Genomic DNA, 255 nt, shown 5'->3' with positions numbered 1-255 from the left:
TGGCAACCAGTTCGGAGCCGTCTTTGTAGACATCTTCGCCGTTGGCAGCATCGATCTTCAGGGTGCCGGTGGTTTCACCGTCAGCGATGGTGATCACACCCTTGTCGGTGGTGATCGTGGTCACGCCCTGGGAGGCGTGGCTGAGGGTGGCGGTGAAGACGTATTGCGCCGATGGGCCTTCGTTTTGTACCGAGCCGGACAGGCTGACAGTCGAGGCGGTTTCAGTGTCGACTACTTTAGCCGTCGCCGAACCGT

Annotated in this window: 1 protein-coding gene; it reads right to left on the bottom strand. The window is 60.0% G+C overall.

Going from position 1 to position 255, the window contains the following annotated elements; genetic code table 11:
* Window positions 1–255, bottom strand: a 255-nt coding sequence (locus tag DM813_RS28380) for an immunoglobulin-like domain-containing protein (protein ID WP_164897190.1), incomplete at both ends; no start/stop codon positions are given.

It is taken from the genome of Pseudomonas alkylphenolica (genome assembly GCF_004025535.1).
Lineage (GTDB): Bacteria > Pseudomonadota > Gammaproteobacteria > Pseudomonadales > Pseudomonadaceae > Aquipseudomonas > Aquipseudomonas alkylphenolica_A.
This window is presented reverse-complemented; position numbering and strand designations above follow the sequence as displayed.